Raw genomic sequence first — 18,513 nt, 5'->3', positions numbered from 1 at the left:
TATTTTATGCGCTTAACCAGGATGCGAGAGAAAAGCGGTTGCTCGACGTAGTGTTCTGGGGTTAGATGTTACAAATGTTTTACCCATAGCTACTCTGCGGATATTTTCGTCAGCGCTGGCTTATCAGAATTAAGGTGTCACCGTGAAACTGGATGAAATTGCGCGCCTGGCAGGCGTGTCGCGCACCACGGCCAGCTATGTAATTAATGGCAAAGCGCGGCAGTATCGTGTCAGCGAAAAAACCGTCGAAAAAGTGATGGCGGTGGTGCGTGAACACAACTATCACCCCAATGCCGTCGCGGCTGGGCTGCGCGCCGGGCGCACACGTTCGATTGGCCTCGTGATCCCCGATCTGGAAAACACCAGTTACACGCGCATTGCGAATTATCTGGAGCGTCAGGCGCGTCAGCGCGGCTATCAGCTGCTGATTGCCTGCTCAGAAGATCAGCCAGACAACGAAATGCGCTGCATCGAGCATTTGTTGCAGCGCCAGGTTGATGCCATCATTGTTTCAACTTCACTGCCACCAGAGCATCCGTTCTATCAGCGTTGGATCAACGATCCGTTACCGATTATCGCGCTGGACCGTGCGCTGGATCGTGAACACTTTACCAGCGTAGTGGGTGCCGATCAGGATGATGCGCAGGCGCTGGCGGCTGAATTGCGTCAGCTACCGGTGAAAAATGTGCTGTTCCTCGGCGCGCTGCCTGAGTTGTCGGTCAGCTTCCTGCGTGAGTTAGGTTTCCGCGATGCGTGGAAAGATGATGAGCGGCCAATTGATTACATCTACTGCAACAGTTTCGATCGGGCCGCCGCTGCGGCGCTGTTTGAGAAGTACCTCGAAGATCATCCGATGCCGGAGGCGCTGTTCACCACGTCGTTTGGGCTGCTGCAGGGCGTAATGGACATTACGCTGAAGCGTGATGGTCGCCTGCCGACAGATTTGGCGATCGCCACCTTTGGCGACCATGAATTGCTGGATTTCCTCGAGTGCCCGGTGCTGGCGGTGGGGCAACGTCACCGCGACGTGGCTGAGCGCGTGCTGGAACTGGTGTTAGCCTCGCTAGATGAACCACGTAAACCCAAGCCGGGTTTAACCCGTATTCGTCGCAATTTATTCCGCCGCGGACAATTAAGTCGCCGCTCTAAATGAAATGCTGGGCAGTTCGCTGCCCAGCATTTATTAATCCTGTCGATATTTTGAAACCTTAGGGCGTAAATAAGCGTAAATAATCGCCACTCCAGCTAACAATTTAACCTTGCTGACTTTTCTTAATTGTTTACATGTTCACCAGTGAGGCGCGGCAGAGCTGGCGCGATGATGCTGGGCTTCCTTTCAGAAATCCCCTAAAATGCCGCCGCTGTCGCAGATTGCGGGGCAATTATACTTTTGCGCCGGAGCGCTTTATTTTTCGCCATTTATCCTCGTGCAGAAATTTTTATTCAATTATTCATCAGGTTAATTTTTTATTTTACGAATCCATGTCGATTAATTCCCTCATTGATTAATTTCACCCGATGTAAATAGTGATATTCACTTGCCGTTGCGGCTTGACAAGGATTTCATCGGCTCCGTAAACTCGTTTCGTGGTAAAAAGTGGGATAAAGTGGTGAAAACGGGTGATTGAGGGGTAAGGCTGGCATGTTCCGTGGAGCAACGTTAGTCAATCTCGACAGCAAAGGACGATTAGCAGTACCAACGCGCTATCGAGAATTGCTTGTCGCAGAGTCTCAGGGGCAAATGGTATGCACCATTGACCTCCACCAGCCATGCCTGCTGCTTTATACCCTGCCCGAATGGGAAATCATTGAGAAAAAGCTGTCTCGCTTATCCAGCATGAATCCTGCCGAGCGTCGCGTACAGCGACTGCTGTTGGGACATGCCAGTGAATGCCAGATGGATAATGCGGGTCGTTTGTTGTTGGCGAACACGTTACGTCAACATGCCGGCCTGACCAAAGAAGTGATGCTGGTTGGACAGTTCAATAAGTTTGAGCTGTGGGATGAACAGACCTGGTATCAACAAGTTAAGGATGATATTGACACAGAACAGTCGGCTCAGGAGCCTTTATCTGAGCGGTTGCAGGACTTGTCGCTATAGCTATGCAGGAAAATTTCAAACACACCACAGTGCTGCTGGATGAGGCGGTAAACGGCCTCAATATCAGGGAAGACGGCATTTATATTGATGGCACTTTTGGTCGCGGCGGTCACTCGCGCTTAATCCTTTCGCAGCTTGGTGAGAAAGGGCAACTGATAGCGATTGATCGCGATCCGCAAGCGATAGCCGCAGCCGCTGAGATAAAAGATCCGCGCTTCTCGATCGTCCATGGGCCGTTTTCGGCTTTGGCAGAATACGTTGAAGAGCGCGGGCTGACCGGCCAGATCGATGGCGTTCTGCTCGATCTGGGCGTCTCTTCTCCGCAACTGGATGATGCCGAACGTGGCTTCTCCTTTATGCGTGATGGGCCACTGGATATGCGTATGGATCCAACACGCGGGCAATCGGCCGCCGAATGGCTGATGAGCGCAGAGGAGGCGGATATCGCTTTCGTGATCAAGACCTACGGTGAAGAGCGTTTCGGTAAACGCATTGCGCGCGCCATCGTAGAACGTAACCGCGACCAGCCGATGACGCGCACCAAAGAGCTGGCGACGGTGATTGCCGCCGCCATGCCCGTCAAAGACAAATTTAAGCACCCGGCAACGCGTACTTTCCAGGCGATTCGTATCTGGATCAACAGTGAGCTGGAAGAGATCGATACCGCGCTGAAAGGGGCCTTGTCGGTTCTCGCGCCAGGCGGCAGGTTGTCGATCATCAGCTTCCACTCACTGGAAGATCGCTTAGTGAAGCGTTTTATGCGCGATCAGAGCCGCGGTCCTCAGGTGCCAGCAGGCATTCCGATGACGGAGTCGCAGCTTAAAGCCTTAGGCGGCCGTGAGCTGAAAACGCTGGGCAAATTGATTCCTGGCGAAGCCGAAGTGAACGAAAACCCACGTGCGCGCAGTTCGGTATTGCGTATCGCGGAGCGAACGGCCTCATGATTGGCAACGAGCGCCACAGCTTACCCGGTGTCATTGGTGGGGACTTGCTGCGATTTGGCAAGATCCCGCTGTTGCTGTTGATCGCGGTGCTGGTGTCCTCGGTAATGGTCGTGACCACCACGCATAAGACGCGCCTGTTAACGGCGCAGCGTGAACAGCTGGTGCTGGAGCGTGATGCGCTCGATATCGAATGGCGCAACCTGATTCTTGAAGAGAACGCACTGGGCGATCACAGCCGCGTAGAGCGGATAGCAACCGATAAACTGCAAATGCAGCATGTTGATCCTTCGCAGGAAAATATTGTGGTGCAGAAATAAGGAATCGCAGAACTCAATGAGTGGCGCAGGCAAAACGCTGAAGTTAAAAAAACAAGAAGATAAGGCCAGCTTTGTAAGCTGGCGCTTTGCGTTACTGTGCGGGTGCATTTTACTGGCGCTGGGCGGACTGCTGTCGCGCGTAGCGTGGCTGCAGGTGATCAACCCTGACAAGCTGGTGAAAGAGGGCGATTTGCGTTCGCTGCGCGTGCAATCGGTGCCAACCGCGCGCGGTATGATCAGCGATCGTGCCGGTCGTCCGCTGGCGGTGAGCGTGCCGGTGAATGCGATCTGGGCCGATCCGAAAGAGCTGACCGAACACGGCGGCGTCTCGCTGGATAGTCGCTGGAAAGCGCTGTCGGATGCGTTATCGATCCCGCTCGATCAACTTGCTGCACGTATCAATGCCAACCCGAAAGGGCGCTTTGTCTATCTGGCGCGCCAGGTGAATCCAGCGATTGGCGAGTATGTGAAAAAGCTTAAGCTGCCGGGCATCTACCTGCGTGAAGAGTCGCGCCGCTACTATCCGGCGGGCCAGGTGACCGCGCACCTGATTGGTTTTACCAACATTGATGGCCAGGGCATTGAAGGCATCGAAAAAAGCTTCGACAAATGGCTGACCGGCGCACCGGGTGAACGTACGGTGCGTAAAGACCGCAACGGCCGCGTCATTGAAGATATCTCCTCGGTAGACAGTCGCGCTGCGCACAACCTGACGCTAAGCATTGATGAACGTCTGCAGGCGCTGGTGTACCGCGAACTGAATAATGCCGTGGCGTTCAACAAAGCCGAATCAGGCACCGCGGTGCTGGTGGATGTAAACACCGGCGAAGTGCTGGCGATGGCGAACAGCCCCGCTTACAACCCGAATAATCTCAGCAACACGCCGAAAGACGTGATGCGTAACCGCGCTATTACCGACATCTTCGAGCCAGGTTCCACCGTGAAACCGATGGTGGTGATGACGGCTTTGCAGCGCGGTGTGGTGAAAGAGAACAGCGTACTGAATACCGTGCCGTACCGCGTCAATGGTCATGAGATCAAAGACGTGGCGCGCTACAACGAATTGACCCTTACCGGGGTTTTACAGAAGTCGAGTAACGTCGGGGTTTCACGTTTGGCGTTAGCGATGCCCTCCTCAGCACTTGTAGATACTTACGCGCGCTTTGGACTGGGTAAACCGACCAATTTGGGGCTGGTCGGGGAAAGTAGTGGCTTATACCCTCAAAAACAACGGTGGTCTGACATAGAGAGGGCCACCTTCTCTTTCGGCTACGGGCTAATGGTAACGCCGTTACAGTTAGCGCGAGTCTACGCAACCATTGGCAGCTACGGCATCAATCGCCCGCTGTCGATCACCAAAGTTGACCCGCCAGTGGCGGGTGAACGCGTTTTCCAGGAAGACCTGGTGAAAACGGTGATGCACATGATGGAAAGCGTTGCGTTGCCTGGCGGTGGTGGGGTTAAAGCCGCCATCAAGGGCTATCGCATTGCCATCAAAACCGGTACCGCCAAGAAAGTTGGACCGGATGGACGTTACGTCAACAAATACATTGCTTATACCGCAGGCGTTGCGCCTGCCAGCCGTCCTCGTTTTGCGCTGGTGGTGGTGATCAACGATCCCCAGGCCGGTAAATATTATGGTGGTGCGGTTTCAGCACCGGTGTTTGGCGCCATCATGGGCGGCGTATTGCGTACCATGAATATCGAACCTGATGCGCTGCCAACAGTTGATAAGAACGAGTTGGTGAAGAATAGAAGTGAGGAATCAAGTGACAGATCGTAACCTGCGCGACTTACTGGCCCCGTGGGTGCCGGGTGCGCCGGCGCGTCCACTCCGTGACATGACACTAGATAGCCGCGCGGCGGCTTCTGGCGATCTGTTTATCGCCGTGGCGGGCCATCATGCTGATGGACGTCGTTTTATTCCGCAGGCTATTGCTCAAGGCGTAGCGGCAGTGATTGCCGAAGCCGAAGGCGAAGCCAGCGATGGAGATATCCGCGAGATGCATGGCGTCCCGGTTATCTATCTGGCGCAGTTGCAGCAGCGTCTCTCTGCACTGGCCGGACGCTTTTATCAGCAGCCTGCAAGCAAACTGAAATTGATTGGTGTTACTGGCACTAACGGCAAAACCACCACCACGCAACTGATGGCGCAGTGGGCCAATCTGCTCGGTGAAACCGGCGCAGTGATGGGCACGGTAGGCAATGGCCTTTACGGTCAACTGGTGGCAACCGAAAACACCACCGGTTCTGCGGTGGATGTGCAGCATGTGCTGAATGATTTAGTCGGGCAGGGCGCAACCCTGACGGCAATGGAAGTCTCCTCACACGGTTTGGTGCAGCATCGCGTTGCCGCCTTGCCGTTTGCGGCCGCGGTATTTACTAACCTGAGCCGCGATCACCTCGATTATCACGGTGATATGGAGAGTTATGAATCCGCTAAATGGTTACTGTTCTCTGAGCATCAGGTCGCTGAAGCCATCATCAATGCTGATGATGACGTGGGACGTCGCTGGCTGGCAAAATTGCCGGATGCGGTAGCGGTCACCATGGAAGACAATCTGCAATCGGGCTGTCATGGCCGCTGGCTGAAAGCCACGGCGGTGGATTATCACGACGGCGGTGCGCATATTCAGTTCAGCTCCAGCTGGGGCAACGGCGAGTTTGATAGCCGCCTGATGGGCGCTTTTAACGTGAGCAACCTGTTGCTGGCGCTGGGTACGCTGCTGGCGCTGGATTACCCGCTTGATGCGCTGGTTGCCACTGCACCGCAGCTGCAGCCGGTGTGTGGTCGCATGGAAGTATTCACTGCGCCAGACAAACCTACGGTGGTTGTCGATTACGCTCACACGCCTGATGCACTGGAAAAAGCGCTGGAAGCGGCGCGTCTGCATTGTAAAGGCCAGCTGTGGTGCGTGTTTGGCTGCGGTGGCGATCGCGACAAAGGCAAACGTCCGCTAATGGGCGCGATTGCTGAGCAATTCTCCGACATCGTCGTGATCACCGACGATAATCCACGCAGCGAAGAGCCGATGGCGATTGTGAATGACATTCTCACCGGCTTGCTCGATCCGGGCCGCGCACGCGTGGTTTCCGGTCGTGCGCAGGCGGTCACCAACGCCGTGATGCAAGCTGGCGCCGATGACATCGTGTTGGTGGCCGGAAAAGGCCACGAAGATTATCAAATCATTGGCAACCGCCGTTTGGATTACTCCGACCGCGACACCGTCGCCCGTTTGTTGGGGGTGATGGCATGATTCCCATTTCTCTCAATACGCTGGCCGAAATCAGCGGCGGTCAACTGCACGGCGCGGATTTAACCCTTGCCGATGTCACCACCGATACCCGAAAGGTCACCGCCGGCAGCCTGTTTGTGGCGCTGGTGGGTGAACGTTTTGATGCTCACGATTTTGCTAACGATGCCATTGCTAACGGTGCGCAGGCGCTGCTGGTCAGTAAGCTGCTGCCGGTTTCTGTCCCGCAGGTGGTTGTGGCTGATACGCGGATTGCTTTTGGGCAACTCGCCGCGTGGGTACGCCAACAGGCGAACGCTCGCGTGGTTGCGCTGACCGGTTCATCCGGCAAAACCTCGGTCAAAGAGATGACCGCCGCGATTTTGCGTCAGTGTGGCGAAACGCTTTACACGGCCGGCAACCTGAACAACGACTTCGGTGTACCGATGACGCTGCTGCGTCTCACCAAAGAGCATGCTTACGCGGTGATCGAGTTAGGTGCCAACCATCAGGGTGAAATTGCTTACACCACCGATCTGGTGCGTCCGGAAACTGCGCTGGTGAATAACCTTGCTGCTGCCCATCTGGAAGGCTTTGGCTCGCTGGCGGGTGTGGCGAAAGCCAAAGGCGAAATTTTTGGCGGCTTGCCAGTACACGGTACCGCGATCGTCAACGCTGACAGCAACGATCTGGTCAACTGGCAATCACAGTTTGCAGATAAAACCTTGTGGCGCTTCTCGCCGCAGCCGATGGCTGATGCGGAGTTCCGCGCCAGCGAAATCGTGCTGCGAGCCGATGCCACGCTGTTCACGCTGCATACGCCACGCGGTGATATCGCCGTGGAGCTGCCGCTGCCGGGCCGTCATAACATCTCGAATGCGTTAGCCGCTGCAGCGTTGGCATTGTCAGTAGATGCGCCGCTGTCGGCGATTCAAACTGGCCTTAAAACCTTGCAGGCTGTTCCTGGTCGACTGTTCCCGATTCGCCTGGCGGTTAATCAACTGCTGCTGGATGACAGTTACAACGCCAATGTCGGTTCTATGACTGCCGCCGCACAGGTGCTAGGCGATATGCCGGGCTACCGCGTGATGGTAGTGGGCGATATGGCTGAATTGGGTGATGAAGCCGAACTGTGTCATCGCCAGGTCGGCGATGCGGCCAAAGCGGCCGGTGTCGATCGCGTGCTGAGCATTGGGACTCTGAGCCAGCTGATTGGCGAAAACAGCGGTAAAGGCGAGCATTTCGCCACAAAAACCGCGCTAACTGAACGTTTACGCACATTGCTGTCCGAACATCAGGACATCACTATTTTGGTTAAAGGTTCACGTAGTGCCGCCATGGAGCAGGTAGTACAGAGCTTACAGGAGAAAGGAACATGCTAGTCTGGCTGGCCGAACATCTGGTCGCATTTTATTCCGGCTTTAACGTCTTCTCGTATCTGACGTTTCGCGCCATTGTCAGCCTGCTGACCGCCTTGTTCATTTCTCTGTGGATGGGACCGCGCCTGATTGCCTGGCTGCAGAAGCTGCAGATCGGTCAGGTGGTGCGTAACGACGGTCCAGAGTCACACTTCAGCAAACGCGGCACGCCAACCATGGGCGGCGTGATGATCCTCACCTCCATCACCATTTCGGTGCTGATGTGGGCCTATCCGTCTAATCCATATGTCTGGTGCGTACTGGTGGTGCTGGTCGGTTTTGGCATCATCGGCTTTGTGGATGACTATCGTAAGGTGGTGCGCAAAGACACCAAAGGCCTGATCGCGCGCTGGAAATATTTCTGGATGTCAGTGATTTCGCTGGCGGTTGCGTTCGCGCTGTTTATCGCCGGTAAAGATACGCCTGCAACGCAGCTGGTGGTGCCGTTCTTTAAAGACGTGATGCCGCAGCTGGGCCTGTTCTACGTGGTGCTGGCCTACTTCGTGATTGTCGGTACCGGCAACGCGGTTAACTTAACGGATGGTCTTGATGGCTTAGCCATTATGCCAACGGTGTTCGTGGCCGCAGGCTTTGCGCTGGTGGCGTGGGCGACCGGTAACGTTAAGTTTGCCGAATATTTGCACATTCCTTATTTACGGCACGCGGGCGAATTAGTGATTGTCTGCACCGCGATTGTCGGAGCCGGACTCGGATTTTTGTGGTTCAACACCTATCCAGCGCAAGTGTTCATGGGCGATGTCGGCTCATTGGCGCTGGGTGGTGCGCTCGGCACCATCGCCGTGCTGCTGCGCCAGGAATTTTTGCTGTTAATCATGGGCGGCGTATTTGTGGTTGAAACGCTGTCGGTGATTCTGCAGGTGGGATCGTTCAAGCTGCGCGGTCAACGTATTTTCCGCATGGCGCCGATTCACCATCACTATGAATTGAAAGGCTGGCCGGAGCCGCGCGTCATTGTGCGCTTCTGGATTATTTCGCTGATGCTGGTGCTGATTGGCCTGGCAACGCTGAAGGTACGTTAATCATGGCTGACTATCGGGGCAGAAAAGTCGTCATCATTGGATTAGGCATTACTGGCCTCTCCTGTGTTGATTTCTTCCTCGCGCAAGGCGTAACGCCACGCGTGATGGATACCCGTGTCTCGCCGCCGGGGCTGGACAAACTGCCAGCTTCGGTGGAGCGCTATGTTGGCGGTATTAATAGTGATTGGCTGCTGGCCTCCGATCTGATTATCGCCAGCCCCGGGATCGCGCTGGCGCATCCTGCATTGAGCGAAGCCGCCGATGCCGGGATTGAAATCATCGGCGATATTGAGCTGTTCTGCCGTGAAGCGCAGGCTCCGATTGTGGCGATCACCGGTTCGAATGGTAAAAGCACCGTGACGACGCTGGTGGGTGAAATGGCGCGCGCAGCAGGTTGGCAGGTAGGCGTGGGCGGTAACATCGGTTTGCCGGCGCTGACGCTGTTGAAATCGCCAGCACAGCTTTATGTACTCGAACTCTCCAGCTTCCAGCTGGAAACCACGCATAGCCTGAAAGCGGCGGCGGCGACGATCCTCAATCTCACCGAGGATCACATGGATCGCTATCCGCTTGGCATGCAGCAGTATCGTGCCGCCAAGCTGCGCATTTACGAAAACGCCAGCGTCTGCGTGGTGAATGCCGACGATGGTATGACCATGCCGGTGCGCGGTGTTGATCAGCGCTGCGTAAGCTTCGGCATCAATCTCGGCGATTATCATCTCAATCAGCAGCAGGGCAGCACCTGGCTGCGGGCGAAGGGCGAAAAAGTCCTGAACACCGATGAGATGACGCTGGTGGGCCAACACAATTACACCAACGCGCTGGCAGCGCTGGCATTGGCCGACGCGGTGAATATTCCACGCGCTTCCAGCCTGAAAGCCTTAACCACCTTTACCGGCCTGGCGCACCGCTTCCAGCTAGTGCATGAAGCCAATGGCGTGCGTTGGATCAACGATTCCAAAGCCACCAACGTTGGCAGCACCGAAGCGGCGCTGAATGGCTTGCAGGTGAAAGGTACCTTGTGGCTGCTGCTGGGCGGCGACGGCAAGTCGGCTGATTTCAGCCCGCTGGTGCGCTATCTGCAGGGCGACAACGTGAAGCTGTTCTGTTTTGGTCGAGATGGTGATGCGTTAGCGGCATTGCGTCCGGAGATCGCCACGCGCACTGAAACCATGCAGCAGGCGATGACGCAGATTGCCGCCCAGGTTAAAGCCGGCGATATGGTGCTGTTATCACCGGCCTGCGCCAGCCTTGACCAGTTCCGTAATTTTGAACAGCGCGGTGATCAGTTCGCGCAACTGGCGAAGGAGTTGAGCTGATGCGCATTCCTGGAGCCGGTATCGCCAACTATCTGTCGTTGCGCCTGCGTGAGTGGGTGATGGGCGCGCGCGACAGTGATGATGCGCCGGTGGTGCTGTACGACCGCACGCTGCTGTGGCTGACCTTTGGGCTGGCGCTGATTGGTTTTGTGATGGTGACGTCGGCGTCGATGCCGGTTGGTCAACGTCTGAACGAAGATCCGTTCTACTTTGCCAAGCGTGATGCGTTTTATATCGCTTTAGCGTTTGGTATGGCGCTGGTGACCTTGCGCATCCCGATGGATTTCTGGCAGCGCTACAGCAACGTGATGCTGATGGTGTCCGTGGTGATGCTGCTGATCGTCTTGGTCGTCGGTAGCTCGGTGAACGGTGCATCGCGCTGGATTGCCCTTGGCCCGCTGCGTATTCAGCCAGCCGAGCTTTCGAAGTTGACGCTGTTTTGCTATCTCGCCAGTTACCTGGTGCGCAAAGTCGAAGAGGTGCGTAACAACTTCTGGGGCTTCTGTAAGCCGATGGGCGTGATGGTGGTGCTGGCCGTGCTACTGCTGGCACAGCCGGATCTCGGTACCGTCGTTGTGCTGTTTGTTACCACGCTGGCGATGCTGTTCCTCGCCGGGGCGAAAATGTGGCAGTTCCTGGCGATCATCGGCTCCGGCATTTTCGCCGTGGTGCTGCTGATCATTGCCGAACCGTACCGTATGCGCCGTGTGACCTCCTTCTGGAACCCGTGGGAAGATCCCTTCGGCAGCGGCTACCAGCTGACGCAATCGTTGATGGCGTTTGGGCGCGGTGAGTTCTGGGGGCAGGGCTTAGGCAACTCGGTGCAGAAACTGGAATATCTGCCGGAAGCACATACTGACTTCATCTTCTCCATCATCGGTGAAGAGTTGGGTTATGTCGGTGTGGTTTTAGCGCTGTTGATGGTATTCTTCGTCGCTTTTCGCGCGATGTCGATTGGTCGCCGTGCTCTGGAGATCGATCAGCGCTTCTCAGGCTTCCTCGCTTGCTCAATTGGCGTGTGGTTTAGCTTCCAGGCGCTGGTTAACGTGGGTGCAGCTGCTGGCATGCTGCCGACGAAAGGTCTGACGCTGCCGCTGATTAGTTACGGTGGTTCGAGTCTGATCATCATGTCGACCGCCATCGTGTTTTTATTACGCATAGATTATGAAACGCGTCTGGCAAAAGCGCAGGCGTTTACCCGAGGTGCACGATGAGTGGCAAACGGTTGATGGTCATGGCAGGCGGTACTGGCGGACATGTGTTCCCCGGTCTGGCCGTTGCCCATCACCTGATGGAACAAGGCTGGCAGGTGCGCTGGCTGGGAACCGCTGACCGAATGGAAGCGGATTTGGTGCCGAAACACGGCATTGAAATTGATTTTATCCGCATCAGCGGCTTACGCGGTAAAGGTGTAAAAGCGCAGTTGCTGGCACCGGTACGCATCTTCAATGCATGGCGCCAGGCGCGTCGCATCATGAAGAGCTGGCAGCCGGATGTGGTGCTGGGAATGGGTGGCTACGTTTCGGGCCCTGGCGGCTTAGCGGCGTGGAGCTGCGGTATTCCAGTGGTGCTGCATGAGCAGAACGGCATTGCCGGACTGACCAACAAGTGGCTGGCTAAGATCGCCACCAAAGTGATGCAGGCGTTTCCGGGGGCGTTTCCGAATGCTGAAGTGGTTGGCAATCCGGTGCGTACCGATGTGTTAGCGCTGCCGTTACCGGCAGAGCGTCTAAGTGCACGTTTCGGCCCGATTCGCGTGCTGGTGGTTGGCGGCAGCCAGGGCGCGCGCATCCTCAACCAGACCGTGCCGCAAGTGGCCGCAGCGTTGGGCGATGCCATTACGGTTTGGCATCAAACCGGTAAAGGCGGACTGGAAACCGTGCAGCAGGCTTACCGCGCAGCGGGTCAACCGCAGCACAAAGTCACCGAATTTATCGATGACATGGCCGAAGCTTACGCCTGGGCCGATGTCGTAGTGTGCCGTTCGGGCGCATTGACGGTAAGTGAAGTGGCGGCCGCAGGTTTACCGGCAATCTTCGTACCGTTTCAGCACAAAGATCGTCAGCAGTACTGGAACGCGTTGCCGCTGGAAAAAGCGGGCGCAGCCAAAATTTTCGAGCAGCCGCAGTTCACCGCGGCTGTGGTAGCGGACACGCTGCGTCACTGGGATCGCACCACATTGTTGGCGATGGCAGAAAAAGCCCGTCAGGTCGCGATTCCCGATGCAACCGAGCGGGTTGCAAATGAAGTGGCGCGCGTCGCGAAGTAAATTAATCGGCCAGTTGATTTGGCCCGTACCTTTTAGCAGGTACAAACGGGAAAAACAGGTAATTGAAACAGATGAATACACAACAATTGGCAAAACTGCGTTCTATTGTGCCCGAGATGCGTCGCGTCCGGCACATTCACTTTGTCGGCATCGGTGGTGCTGGCATGGGCGGTATTGCCGAGGTGTTGGCGAACGAAGGCTATCACATCAGCGGTTCTGATCTGGCGCCGAACGCGGTGACACAGCATCTGGCTGCGCTGGGTGCGACGATTTATTTCAACCATCGTCCGGAAAACGTTACCGATGCCAGCGTTGTCGTGGTGTCGACGGCTGTAGCGCAGGATAATCCTGAACTGGTTGCCGCTCGTGAGCAGCGTATTCCCGTGATTCGTCGCGCTGAGATGTTGGCTGAACTGATGCGTTTCCGTCATGGCATTGCGGTTGCGGGCACGCACGGTAAAACCACCACCACCGCGATGGTGACCAGCATTTACGCGGAAGGCGGGCTGGATCCCACCTTCGTTAACGGTGGCTTGGTTAAAGCCGCAGGCACGCATGCGCGCCTGGGCAGCAGCCGTTATCTGATTGCTGAAGCAGATGAAAGTGATGCGTCCTTCCTGCATCTGCAACCGATGGTGGCAATTGTCACCAACATCGAAGCGGATCACATGGACACTTATCAGGGCGATTTCGAGAACCTGAAGCAGACGTTCATTAACTTCCTGCACAACCTGCCATTCTATGGACGCGCGGTAATGTGCGTGGATGATGCAGTGATTCGTGACCTGATCCCGCGCGTAGGCCGCCAGGTAACCACCTACGGCTTCAGCGATGACGCAGATGTGCGTATCGAGAATTACGAGCAGCGTGGCGCACAAGGCCACTTCACCATTATTCGTCAGGATAAGCCGGTGCTGAAAGTAACGCTGAATGCGCCGGGCCGTCATAACGCGCTGAACGCGGCCGCCGCGGTAGCTGTTGCCAGCGAAGAGGGGATTGAAGATAACGCGATTCTGGCCGCGCTGGAGAGCTTCCAGGGCACCGGACGCCGCTTTGACGTGCTGGGCGAGTTCGATACCGCCGCCGTCAACGGTAATCCAGGCAGTGCGATGCTGGTCGACGATTACGGCCACCATCCCACCGAAGTGGATGTCACCATCAAAGCCGCACGTGCGGGCTGGCCTGACAAGAAGCTAGTGATGGTGTTCCAGCCACATCGCTACACGCGTACGCGTGACCTGTTTGATGATTTCGCTAATGTGCTGTCGCAGGTGGATGTGTTGCTGATGCTGGATGTCTATCCGGCGGGTGAAGCGGCGATTCCCGGCGCTGATAGCCGCTCGCTGTGCCGCGCGATTCGTAACCGTGGCAAAGTTGATCCGATTCTGGTCTCTGAGCATGACGCGCTGCCAGATGCGCTGGCACCGTTGCTGTCGGGCGACGATCTGGTGATCGTGCAGGGTGCAGGCAACATCGGCAAGATTGCCCGCAAGCTGGCCGAAAACGAATTACAGCCTGCCGTTAAGTCGGAGGCGCGCTATGACTGAGAAGGTTGCAGTATTGATGGGCGGCACCTCGGCCGAGCGTGATGTGTCGCTGATGTCCGGTGCGGCAGTGCTGGCCGGACTGCGTGAAATGGGCATTGATGCGCATGCAGTCGATACGCGTGATGTGTCGGTGCTTGACCTGAAACAGCAAGGCTTCGCTAAAGCGTTTATTGCTTTGCACGGTCGTGGTGGTGAAGACGGCACGCTGCAAGCGGTGCTGGAGTTTCTGCAACTGCCCTATACCGGCAGCGGTGTGATGGCTTCCGCCATCACCATGGATAAGCTGCGCAGCAAATTGCTGTGGCAGGGCAGGGGATTACCTTCAGGCAAATTTGTCTGGCTGACGCGTCAGCAGCATGAACAAGGTTTAAACGCGGATACCACCAAAGCCATTGAGGCGCTGGGTTTACCGCTATTTGTCAAGCCAAGCTGCGAAGGTTCTAGCGTCGGTATCAGCCGCGTGAACCATACGGATGCATTACCCGCAGCGCTTGAAGAAGCCTTTCGTCATGATGATGACGTGCTGATCGAAGCTTTTCTGAGCGGCGCGGAATACACCGTGGGCATCGTAGGTGAGCAAATTCTGCCTTCTATCAGAATTAAAACCGCCAGCGAGTTCTATGACTATGAAGCTAAATACATTTCTGACGATACTGAATACTTCTGCCCGAGCGGATTAAGCGCCGAGCAGGAAGCAGAATTGCAGACGTTGGTGTGGTCAGCCTGGCGCGCATTGGGTTGCAGCGGCTGGGGTCGCGTGGACGTGATGGCTGACGGTGAGGGCAACTTCCAGCTGCTGGAAGTGAATACTTCGCCCGGCATGACCAGCCACAGTTTAGTGCCGATGGCCGCTAAGCAAGCGGGATACAGCTTCCCGCAGCTGGTGGCGCGTATTCTGGAGCTGGCTGACTGATATGTCTCAGGCAGCGATACGAGTACGCAATCGCGAACCTCAGGAGCGGACACGCTCCGGGCGCAGCAACGGTGCGCGACTGTTTGGCATGGTGTTCCTGTTGATTGTGTTGGGCATTATGGTGGCGGGTGGCCTCGTGGTGCTGAAGTGGATGAATGACGCGTCACGCTTGCCGTTATCGAAGCTGGTGGTGACCGGGCAAACCCACTACACCACGCATGATGATATTCGTCAGGCCATTTTATCGCTTGGCGCGCCGGGAACCTTCATGTCGCAGAACGTGGATATCATCCAGCAGCAGATTGAGCGTTTACCCTGGATTAAGCAGGTCAGTGTGCGCAAGCAGTGGCCTGATGAGCTGAAGATAAATCTGGTGGAGTATGTTCCGGTTGCACGCTGGAATGACTCACATATGGTGGACGCAGCTGGCGTCTCCTTCAGCGTTCCGGCCAGTCACGTTGGCAAAGAAACGTTGCCGATGCTGTACGGTCCGGAAGGCAGTGAAAACGAGGTGTTAGCCGGCTATCACACCATGAGTGATGTATTAAAGGCTAACAAGTTTACCCTGAAGGTCGCGTCGATGACGGCGCGGCGCTCGTGGCAGTTAGTGACCAGTGACGATGTGCGCATCGAATTAGGTCGTAGCGATACCATGAAGCGTCTGAACCGTTTTATTGAGCTTTATCCGGATTTGCAGCAGCAGGGCCAAAGTCAGAACCAGCGCATCACGTACGTTGATTTGCGCTACGATTCGGGCGCCGCAGTCGGTTGGGCCGCTGCACCGATAGAGCCACAGGACAGTAATCAGCAACAGAACCAGGCACAGGCTAAACCACAATGATCAAGGCAACGGACAGAAAACTGGTAGTAGGACTCGAAATTGGCACCGCGAAGGTGTCCGCCCTGGTTGGGGAAATTCTGCCCGATGGTATGGTCAATATTATTGGGGTGGGCAGTTGCCCGTCTCGCGGCATGGATAAAGGCGGCGTAAACGATCTGGAATCGGTGGTGAAATGCGTACAGCGCGCCATCGATCAGGCTGAATTGATGGCGGACTGCCAGATTTCCTCGGTCTACCTTGCTTTATCGGGCAAACATATCAGTTGCCAGAACGAAATCGGGATGGTTCCGATTTCGGAAGAGGAAGTGACTCAGGATGATGTAGAGAACGTGGTGCATACGGCGAAATCCGTTCGCGTACGCGATGAGCATCGTATTCTGCATGTTATCCCGCAGGAATATGCCATCGATTATCAGGAAGGCATTAAGAATCCAGTGGGACTTTCTGGCGTACGTATGCAGGCGAAAGTACATTTGATCACTTGCCACAACGATATGGCAAAAAATATTGTCAAAGCCGTTGAACGTTGCGGCCTGAAAGTTGACCAACTGATTTTTGCCGGGTTGGCATCCAGTTTCTCCGTACTGACGGAAGATGAACGTGAGCTGGGCGTCTGTGTTGTTGATATCGGTGGCGGTACAATGGATATCGCTGTCTATACTGGCGGTGCACTGCGTCACACCAAAGTGATCCCGTATGCCGGGAATGTGGTAACCAGCGATATCGCTTACGCTTTTGGTACTCCGCCGACCGACGCAGAAGCAATTAAAGTGCGTCACGGTTGTGCATTGGGCTCGATTGTCGGCAAAGACGAAAATGTTGAAGTGCCGAGCGTAGGTGGACGTCCACCACGTAGCCTGCAGCGTCAAACGCTGGCTGAAGTCATCGAGCCGCGTTACACCGAACTGTTGAATCTGGTCAACGACGAGATTCTGCAATTACAGGAGCAGCTGCGCCAGCAAGGCGTGAAACATCATCTGGCGGCCGGTATCGTGCTGACCGGTGGTGCGGCGCAGATTGAAGGTTTGGCAGCCTGCGCACAGCGCGTGTTCCACACGCAAGTGCGCATCGGACAGCCGCTTAACATCACCGGCCTGACGGACTATGCGCAGGAGCCGTATTACTCTACGGCGGTTGGCCTGCTGCATTACGGCAAAGAGTCACACATGAACGGTGATGCAGAAACGGAAAAACGTGCTTCAGTGGGCAACTGGTTCAAGCGAATCAACAGCTGGCTGAAGAAAGAGTTTTAATTTTTGAAAAAGGAGATCATGCTGGCAATGTTTATGATCTCCAGGCGACAGGCACATAACGGAGAGAAATCATGTTTGAACCTATGGAATTAACCAATGACGCGGTGATTAAAGTCATCGGCGTCGGCGGTGGCGGTGGCAACGCCGTAGAGCACATGGTACGCGAGCGTATCGAAGGTGTGGAATTCTTCGCTGTGAACACCGACGCGCAAGCGTTGCGTAAGACAGCGGTCGGCCAGACGATCCAGATCGGGACCAATATCACCAAAGGTCTTGGTGCAGGTGCGAACCCAGAAGTGGGCCGTAACTCTGCAGAAGAGGATCGCGAAGCACTGCGTGCTGCGCTGGATGGTGCAGACATGGTGTTCATCGCAGCTGGCATGGGCGGCGGTACCGGTACTGGTGCAGCGCCAGTTGTGGCTGAAGTGGCAAAAGATTTGGGTATCCTGACCGTTGCGGTGGTAACTAAACCGTTCAACTTTGAAGGCAAAAAGCGTATGGCTTTTGCTGAGCAAGGTATCGCTGAACTGTCTAAGCATGTCGATTCACTGATTACTATTCCAAACGACAAGCTGCTGAAAGTTCTGGGTCGCGGTATTTCTCTGTTGGATGCGTTCGGCGCAGCCAACGACGTATTGAAAGGCGCTGTACAGGGTATCGCTGAACTGATTACCCGTCCTGGCCTGATGAACGTTGACTTTGCGGACGTGCGTACCGTGATGTCAGAAATGGGTTACGCCATGATGGGTTCAGGCGTGGCATGTGGTGAAGATCGTGCGGAAGAAGCGGCAGAAATGGCTATCTCTTCTCCGCTGTTGGAAGACATCGATCTGTCTGGCGCGCGCGGCGTGCTGGTCAACATTACTGCGGGCTTCGACCTGCGTCTTGATGAGTTTGAAACCGTGGGTAACACCATCCGCGCCTTCGCTTCTGACAACGCAACCGTGGTTATCGGTACTTCTCTGGATCCAGAGATGAACGACGAACTGCGTGTGACCGTAGTTGCAACCGGCATCGGCATGGATAAGCGTCCGGAAATCACGCTGGTGACCAACAAGCCGGCCACTCAGCCAGTGATGGATCATCGCTACCAGCAGCACGGCATGGCGCCGCTGCCGCAGGAGCAGAAGCCGGCTGCGAAAGTGGTGAATGACCAACCGGCGGCATCCAGCAAAGAACCCGATTACCTTGATATTCCAGCCTTCTTGCGTAAGCAAGCTGATTAAGAATATCCCGAGAATTGGGATTCTCCGCTCTTTGTGCTAAAGTATTCGCCCGCTGGTAATTTATACTGGCGGTCGGACAGGTAATATTGCGA

The 18,513-nt window shown here is 55.7% G+C and carries 16 protein-coding genes; all 16 read left to right on the top strand.

Features of this window, described 5'->3' with window-relative positions:
* The first annotated feature begins 142 nt into the window (after positions 1-142).
* The 16 genes from cra (at position 143) to ftsZ (ending at position 18,421) form a co-directional block, all read left to right on the top strand.
* On the top strand, positions 143-1,153 hold the full coding sequence (gene cra / locus KVT28_RS14975; protein WP_101762121.1) for a catabolite repressor/activator: 1,011 nt from the start codon (positions 143-145) through the stop codon (positions 1,151-1,153).
* Between the two features lie 489 nt (positions 1,154-1,642).
* Positions 1,643-2,101 (top strand): division/cell wall cluster transcriptional repressor MraZ, encoded by a 459-nt coding sequence (gene mraZ, locus KVT28_RS14970; RefSeq protein WP_007885013.1) that lies wholly within the window; start codon positions 1,643-1,645, stop codon positions 2,099-2,101.
* 2 nt (positions 2,102-2,103) lie between these two features.
* The gene (gene rsmH, locus KVT28_RS14965) at positions 2,104-3,045 is read left to right on the top strand and encodes a 16S rRNA (cytosine(1402)-N(4))-methyltransferase RsmH (protein WP_176970711.1); all 942 of its coding nucleotides are present in this window, start codon (positions 2,104-2,106) and stop codon (positions 3,043-3,045) included.
* On the top strand, positions 3,042-3,362 hold the full coding sequence (ftsL, locus tag KVT28_RS14960; protein WP_101762119.1) for a cell division protein FtsL: 321 nt from the start codon (positions 3,042-3,044) through the stop codon (positions 3,360-3,362). The genes rsmH and ftsL overlap by 4 nt, the downstream gene beginning before the upstream one ends.
* 16 nt (positions 3,363-3,378) lie before the next feature.
* Positions 3,379-5,145, top strand: a complete 1,767-nt coding sequence (locus KVT28_RS14955) for a peptidoglycan glycosyltransferase FtsI (protein ID WP_008108616.1) — start codon at positions 3,379-3,381, stop codon at positions 5,143-5,145.
* Entirely contained in the window at positions 5,132-6,619 is a 1,488-nt protein-coding gene (murE, locus tag KVT28_RS14950; RefSeq protein WP_101762118.1) for a UDP-N-acetylmuramoyl-L-alanyl-D-glutamate--2,6-diaminopimelate ligase, read from the top strand. Before KVT28_RS14955 ends, murE begins: the two co-directional genes overlap by 14 nt.
* A complete protein-coding gene (gene murF, locus KVT28_RS14945; protein WP_217549115.1) occupies positions 6,616-7,977 on the top strand; it encodes a UDP-N-acetylmuramoyl-tripeptide--D-alanyl-D-alanine ligase in 1,362 nt (453 codons plus the stop codon). Before murE ends, murF begins: the two co-directional genes overlap by 4 nt.
* On the top strand, positions 7,971-9,053 hold the full coding sequence (mraY, locus tag KVT28_RS14940) for a phospho-N-acetylmuramoyl-pentapeptide-transferase (RefSeq protein ID WP_007888613.1): 1,083 nt from the start codon (positions 7,971-7,973) through the stop codon (positions 9,051-9,053). Before murF ends, mraY begins: the two co-directional genes overlap by 7 nt.
* A gap of 2 nt (positions 9,054-9,055) precedes the next feature.
* Entirely contained in the window at positions 9,056-10,372 is a 1,317-nt protein-coding gene (murD, locus tag KVT28_RS14935; RefSeq protein ID WP_217549113.1) for a UDP-N-acetylmuramoyl-L-alanine--D-glutamate ligase, read from the top strand.
* Complete coding sequence (gene ftsW / locus KVT28_RS14930; protein WP_101762115.1) at positions 10,372-11,586, top strand: cell division protein FtsW; 1,215 nt, start codon at positions 10,372-10,374, stop codon at positions 11,584-11,586. The genes murD and ftsW overlap by 1 nt, the downstream gene beginning before the upstream one ends.
* A complete protein-coding gene (murG, locus tag KVT28_RS14925) occupies positions 11,583-12,641 on the top strand; it encodes an undecaprenyldiphospho-muramoylpentapeptide beta-N-acetylglucosaminyltransferase (RefSeq protein ID WP_101762114.1) in 1,059 nt (352 codons plus the stop codon). The genes ftsW and murG overlap by 4 nt, the downstream gene beginning before the upstream one ends.
* A 71-nt stretch (positions 12,642-12,712) precedes the next feature.
* Complete coding sequence (gene murC / locus KVT28_RS14920) at positions 12,713-14,188, top strand: UDP-N-acetylmuramate--L-alanine ligase (RefSeq protein ID WP_217549111.1); 1,476 nt, start codon at positions 12,713-12,715, stop codon at positions 14,186-14,188.
* On the top strand, positions 14,181-15,101 hold the full coding sequence (locus tag KVT28_RS14915) for a D-alanine--D-alanine ligase (protein WP_217549109.1): 921 nt from the start codon (positions 14,181-14,183) through the stop codon (positions 15,099-15,101). The genes murC and KVT28_RS14915 overlap by 8 nt, the downstream gene beginning before the upstream one ends.
* Before the next feature lies 1 nt (position 15,102).
* Entirely contained in the window at positions 15,103-15,942 is an 840-nt protein-coding gene (ftsQ, locus tag KVT28_RS14910; RefSeq protein WP_101762111.1) for a cell division protein FtsQ, read from the top strand.
* On the top strand, positions 15,939-17,195 hold the full coding sequence (gene ftsA, locus KVT28_RS14905) for a cell division protein FtsA (RefSeq protein ID WP_007888634.1): 1,257 nt from the start codon (positions 15,939-15,941) through the stop codon (positions 17,193-17,195). Before ftsQ ends, ftsA begins: the two co-directional genes overlap by 4 nt.
* Positions 17,196-17,266: 71 nt before the next feature.
* Positions 17,267-18,421: a cell division protein FtsZ gene (gene ftsZ / locus KVT28_RS14900; RefSeq protein WP_008108602.1), complete on the top strand. Its 1,155-nt coding sequence runs from the start codon at positions 17,267-17,269 to the stop codon at positions 18,419-18,421.
* The last annotated feature ends 92 nt before the right edge of the window (positions 18,422-18,513 follow it).

Origin of the sequence: Pantoea sp. GbtcB22 (assembly GCF_019091025.1) — a bacterium.
GTDB classification, from domain to species: domain Bacteria; phylum Pseudomonadota; class Gammaproteobacteria; order Enterobacterales; family Enterobacteriaceae; genus Pantoea; species Pantoea leporis.
Note: the sequence above shows the minus strand (reverse complement) of the source record. Positions and strands in the feature narration are given on the sequence as shown.